The sequence below is a fragment of the Mesorhizobium sp. M5C.F.Ca.IN.020.29.1.1 genome, from assembly GCF_003997375.1.
Lineage (GTDB): Bacteria > Pseudomonadota > Alphaproteobacteria > Rhizobiales > Rhizobiaceae > Mesorhizobium > Mesorhizobium wenxiniae.
The window spans coordinates 1-5738 of record NZ_RZSW01000415.1 but is presented as its reverse complement, the minus strand read 5'-3'; the positions used below and the strand labels follow the sequence as shown (position 1 = coordinate 5738).

3 protein-coding genes and 3 pseudogenes are annotated in these 5738 nt (G+C 57.4%); 2 read left to right on the top strand and 4 right to left on the bottom strand.

Going from position 1 to position 5738, the window contains the following annotated elements:
- Nucleotides 1-96 precede the first annotated feature (96 nt).
- Nucleotides 97-809 (top strand): annotated as a pseudogene (locus EOA85_RS25805) (transposase zinc-binding domain-containing protein); the annotation flags it as partial.
- A 23-nt stretch (nucleotides 810-832) separates the two neighbouring features.
- A pseudogene (locus EOA85_RS25800) lies at nucleotides 833-1171 on the top strand (transposase); the annotation flags it as partial.
- Between the two features lie 45 nt (nucleotides 1172-1216).
- On the opposite strand, the pseudogene EOA85_RS25795 reads toward EOA85_RS25800, so the two are convergent.
- The 4 genes and pseudogenes from EOA85_RS25795 to EOA85_RS25780 form a co-directional block, all read right to left on the bottom strand.
- A pseudogene (locus EOA85_RS25795) lies at nucleotides 1217-2835 on the bottom strand (ABC transporter ATP-binding protein).
- A 413-nt stretch (nucleotides 2836-3248) separates the two neighbouring features.
- Nucleotides 3249-4106: an ABC transporter permease gene (locus EOA85_RS25790; protein ID WP_127211650.1), complete on the bottom strand. Its 858-nt coding sequence runs from the start codon at nucleotides 4104-4106 to the stop codon at nucleotides 3249-3251.
- A gap of 36 nt (nucleotides 4107-4142) precedes the next feature.
- Nucleotides 4143-5099, bottom strand: a complete 957-nt coding sequence (locus EOA85_RS25785; protein WP_127211649.1) for an ABC transporter permease — start codon at nucleotides 5097-5099, stop codon at nucleotides 4143-4145.
- Between the two features lie 18 nt (nucleotides 5100-5117).
- Nucleotides 5118-5738, bottom strand: a 621-nt coding sequence (locus EOA85_RS25780) for an ABC transporter substrate-binding protein (RefSeq protein ID WP_348627929.1), incomplete at its 5' end; no start/stop codon positions are given.

Here is a 5738-nt window from a genome sequence, read left to right as displayed (position 1 = left end):
GGCAGCAGCGACAACTAGGGAATTTTCGATGCCCACAATCAGGGAATATTCATTGCCCGATGACAGGGATCACGCCGCCCGGCTGAGCCGCGAGCCATGCGCCCGGATCTGGAAGTGGCGGATGTATTCCACCGTCACGGGGCTGATTATCGCCGCGACCATGCCGGCCATCTCGGGCGTGTCGAGCGGCGGGTCATGGCCGCGGTGGAGGCTTGCCGGACCGCGGCCTTGGGCGGTCACGCCGAACACTGCACCGACTGCGGCCTCGTGCGGCAAGCCTATAACTCCTGCCGCAACCGCCATTGTCCCAAGTGCCAGGGCCTGGCTCGCGCCCAGTGGCTGGCCGAGCGTCAGGCCGAGCTGCTGCCTGTCCCATACTTCCACGTGGTCTTCACTTTGCCAGCCCAAGTCGCCGAGATCGCCTTCCAAAACAAGGCGGCGGTTTATGCGATCCTGTTCAAGGCCGCGACTGACGCCCTGAGGGTGACGGCCGCCGATCCCAGGTATCTGGGCGCAGCCATCGGCGTGGTCGCCGTGCTGCACACGTGGGGTCAGAATCTCCACCATCACCCGCATATACACTGCGTCGTGCCGGGCGGCGCCTATCGCTGGACGGCCAGCGCTGGGTAGCCTGCCGGCCGGGGTTCCTCCTGCCCGTGCGGGTTCTGTCACGCCTGTTCAGGCGGCTGTTCCTTGAGAGCCTGCAGAACGCCTTCCAGGCCGGCCAACTTCGCTTCTTCAGCGATCTCGCCGGCCTGGCTGGTCCCACCGCCTTCTCCAATCACCTGGCCAAGCTAAAGCGGATCGAATGACACGTCTTCGCCAAGCCCGCAACGAGATCAGCCGCATCCTCGCCGACGCCGGCTATCGCGGCCACAACGCACCGCAGAGCCACAAGTTCAGGGTCTTCACCGCCGGCCAGAAGCGCCGCGTCACCCCAGCCATCAAGCGCCAGATGCGGCGGCGGTCGGCGGTCGAGCCCGTCATCGGCCACATCAAGGCTGAGCACAGGATGGGCCGCAACTACCTCGCCGGCCAGCAGGGCGACGCCCTCAACGCCATCCTGGCCGCCGCCGGCTACAACTTCTCCCTCCTGCTCAGGTGGCTGAAGGATTCTTTGTCGCTCTTGATCGCCCTGCTTCAACTTCGGCCGAAGTCGGTCGCCGCTTAGGGCCCGGATTGTTCACGGTCGACGACTTAACTTAATCCCGGCCGGCTAGTTCCCGGCGCTCTCCATCCGTCGGGAACTGATTGCTCTATCTAGCCAGCCGACCTCCATTTTCGGAACGGAAGACAGGAGAAGATCGGTATAGGGATCGAACGGTGGGGCAAGAACTTTACCCTTTGATCCGTAGCGTACCACCCGCCCGCGATGCATCACGGCTATCGAATCGGCAATTGACTTCACTGTCGCAAGGTCATGGGTAATCAAGAGATAGGCCACCTTCTCGTCCTTTTGCAGCTGCAGCAACAGCTTCAAAATTCCGTTGGCGACCAAGGGATCAAGGGCCGAAGTCACCTCATCGCAAATCATCAGCTTCGGCTTTGCCGCAAGCGCCCGAGCGATGCAAACACGCTGCTTTTGACCGCCCGACAGTTCTGCCGGATATCGGTCCGCAAAGCCCTTCCCCATCTCGATTTTGTCAAGCAGTTCGACCACACGTTGATCACGCTCGGCGCCGCCGATCCCGAAATAGAATTCTATCGGTCGCCCGATGATCGTGGCGACAGTCTGGCGTGGATTCATCGCGACATCCGCCATCTGATTCAGTTGCAGGCGGCGGAGATCCTTCTTAGACCGCTCAGCCAGCCGGCGTGGAAGAGGGCTCCCATCGAACTGAATCCTACCGGTCAGAGGCGGCAGCAATCCAGTGATCACGCGTGCAAGCGTTGATTTGCCAGAGCCCGATTCACCGACTACTGCGAGAGTTTGTCCAGGCTGAAGCTCCAGGGAAATGTCGTGCAATACCTTGACTGCTCCGTTGCCGTAAGCTGCTGTCACGCCTAATACTGATAGCACTGGTGGAGAGTCACGATCCTTCTGCTCGTGAGCAATACGATGTACTGAAACGAGGGCTCGCGTGTATTGCTCGCCGGGATTGTTAATGATTTGCTGCGTCATGCCCCGCTCTATCAGCTTGCCATGCCGTAGCACCGCTATTTCGTTCGCGACCTGCGCGACCACCGCCAAGTCGTGAGTGATATAAAGGGCGGCGACGCCCGTATCGCGGATGGCGTCCCGTATCGCAGCCAGTACATCGATTTGCGTGGTGACATCGAGCGCGGTGGTAGGCTCGTCAAAGACAATGAGGTCAGGGCTCGAGCAGAGTGCCATTGCGGTCATGACGCGCTGCAACTGACCCCCCGAAACCTGGTGAGGAAAACGTCTGCCGATGTTCTCCGGATCAGGAAGGTTAAGCTTTTTGAACAATTCAACGGCTCGTGTCTTGGCTCCAGCCCGAGTTCCGGTGCCGTGTAGAAGTGCCGCCTCTATCACCTGGTCCATCAGCCGGTACGCGGGATTGAATGCGGCTGCGGCCGATTGGGCAACATAGCATATTTCGCGACCCCGGAGCCTGCGCATGCCGCTTGCTCCGCCCGTCAGTATGTCATGGTCGTTGAGAACGACCTCACCGCCAGTGATTCTAACGCCACCTCGACAATAGCCCATGCTGGCCAGACCTATGGTCGACTTGCCGGCGCCCGATCAATCAATCCCAAAACCTTGCCGCGTTCCAGAGTTAGTGAGACGTCATGAACGAGGATCAGATTCCTTGGGCTCTCGCACGGTGGGTAGACGGTAGCCTCAATCCGAAGGTTGCGTATGTTGAGCAACCTGTCGGGCTTTTCCGACCAGCTGGCTGGCGCACGCTCGGAAGGCTTCAGGTCATCTCGCTAGTCCAACAATGCGATTTCTTTCGACATTTGCAGTTTCCGCTCGGTTGATTGCCGGTCGTCGGTCTTTTTTCGATTTGGGCTGCTAGTGGAGAGCCCGTCCATCCAAACAGAATAGGTATGCAAGCCACTGCAGTGTACCATTGCGAATCCGGCTGCTGCGCCACATACAAGCCCAGCTTGCAAAGTCCTACCGGATAATACGGGCCGTAGGGTTAGCAGATTCTTAGCCAACCTTTCTGAGATTCGAGAGAGCTATGCACTTTGGGGCTTGCAGAACTCACCAAACAGTTGGGTCAACATCAGCAACTTTTCTTTCGACCTTTTTTCCGTCTCAAGACCGCGAGGCGACCTCAAGCCTCGTGAAGCCCGCTTGCTGAGTGGAGGAACCAGTCCACAACCAAATTCACTGCCACCGCCAGTAGAGCAATCGCTCCGGCTGGCAGAAGCGGGGTGATGTCACCATAAGAAATCAATGTCGCGGTATCACGGACCATCGAACCCCAATCGGCTGTAGGCGGCTGGATCCCCAGACCAAGAAACGACAAAGCGCTGATCAGCAGGAACACGAAGCAAAACCGGAGGCCGAACTCAGCTACCAGGGTAGGGGCTATGTTGGGCAATATCTCGCGTGTCATGATCCACGTGGCTCCTTCGCCGCGGAGCCTTGCTGCTTCGACATAGTCCAAAACCGCGACGTTGATTGCGACCGCCCGGCTCAGCCGAAACACACGCGTGGAGTCCAGGAGAGCAATGACGACCACCAATGCGGAGACCGAAGTGCCGAAGATTGAGAGCAGCAGCAGCGCAAAGATAAGCTGCGGTATGGACATCAGAACATCCACGAGGCGTGCCAGTATTTGGTCGAGCCATCCGGCAAAGGTGGCAGCAGCCAAGCCGGCGAAGGCGCCAATGGAAAAGGCGAGACAGGTCGTGAGCAACGCGATGCCGATTGTGTTTCGAGCTCCGAACGCAAGTCGAGATAACATATCACGCCCAAGATTGTCGGTTCCGAGCCAAAATTTGGAACTCCATGGTTCGAATTGCGTACCAACAATCTCGGCCTCACCGTAAGGAGTCAGATGCGGGGCCAACAGGGCCGCCAGCACGTACATCGCGATGACCACCATCCCGAATTTTGCGCTTACCGGCGCCGAGACAAACCTCCTGCCTCCCGAAACGAGAATTGCTCGCGCGTCAATCACCGTCATTTGTTTCGCTCATCGCTTGTTCACGGCTATCGCACATCATTTTGGATGCATAAGGCGCGGGTTGGTTACGATCGACAACACGTCGGCCGTGAGATTGAGCAGGACGTAAGTGGCTGCGAAGATCAGACTGCAGGCTTGCACGACAGGAATGTCTCTTTTCTGTACCGAATCCACGATGAGCTGCCCGAGGCCTGGGTAGACGAAGACGACCTCCACGATTACGACCCCCGTGATCAGGTATGCCAAGTTCAATACGATAACGGTGACGATCGGCGCCCAAGCGTTCGGCAATGCATGCCGAACAAGCACGCGCCATTCTGGCAAGCCCTTAAGCCGGGCTGTCTCAATGTATTGATTTGAAAGAAGGTTGATGATTGATGTCCTGGTCATCCTCGTCATATGGGCCAAGACTGCTAGCATAAGCGTAAGTGCGGGAAGGGCGACTGCATTCAGACGGCCGGCAAGACCGGCTGTGGAATCGACGTCAGAGAGGCTCGGGAAAATACCAGCTTTCGCTGATAGGACCATGATGAGGATGTAAGCGATGAAAAATTCTGGAAGTGAAATCGAGCTGAGTGTAAAAACATTGATCAGACGATCGAAGAATGTGTTGCGATAGAGCGCACTAAGTAATCCGCCCAGCAACGCTGAGGGGACGGCCATTATCGCGGCCGTCAATGCCAGGAACAGTGTATTGAACAACCTTGGTCGAATGAGTTCGCCGATATCTCGGCCGTTGGAGAGCGCTGTTCCCAAATCTCCTCGGAGCACGTCAGCCAGCCAATAGGCGTACCGAAGATGGACGGGCAGATCAAGGCCGAGGCTTTTCCGGAAGGCGGCGATTGTCTCTGCAGTTGCCGACTGCCCCAGCATTTCGGTAGCAATGTCACCTGGTAGAAGCTGCACTCCGGCGAATATGAGTACAGAAACAATCCATAAGGTCAGCATGCCCAAGGCGACGCGCTGACCGATGATCTTCGCTATTGGAGCCATTTTCAATACTGCGTCAGATCATGCATCGGCGAACCACCAGCGCTCTGCGCAACGGAAACCGTCCAGATCCCAGTTCGAGGCGAGCTTTTTGTGAGCGATTTTCCTTGATAGAGCACTCACGTTGTTCGCAAAAACCGGTATAACTTCGCCGCCGTCGTCTCTGCATATACTCTGCATTTCTGCATACATCTCCGAACGCTTCGCGTCATCAAGCTCAGACCGGGCAGCCACCAAAAGTTCGTTGAAACGAGCGTTCCTCCAATGCCCTTGGTTCCACGCGGCATCAGCGGCATAGCCCTGAGAGAACATCCAGTCCGCAGTGGGCCGGCCGAGCCAGTAGCTCATGTAAAAAGGCTTCTTCAACCAAACAGTGTCCCAATAGCCATCATTCGCCTCGCGGACTACATCAATGTTAACGCCGGCTTTGGCTGCATCTTGCTGGTAAATCGCCGCGGCATCGACTGCCCCTGGGAAAGCTGCATCTGCAGTAGATAAGCTGATCCTCAGATCCAAAAGGCCAGCCTTCTTGAGGTGGAATCGAGCCTTGTCCGGATCGAATTCGCGTTGTGGCAGATTCTTGGCGAAAAAGCGATTTGTGGACCCGATTGGGTGATCGTTGCCAAGTTTCCCGTGTCCGTG

Coding starts and splice junctions, on each gene's coding strand:
- EOA85_RS25790 (WP_127211650.1), bottom strand. CDS start 4,106: ATGACGGTGATTGACGCGCGAGCAATTCTCGTTTCGGGAGGCAGGAGG.
- EOA85_RS25785 (WP_127211649.1), bottom strand. CDS start 5,099: ATGGCTCCAATAGCGAAGATCATCGGTCAGCGCGTCGCCTTGGGCATG.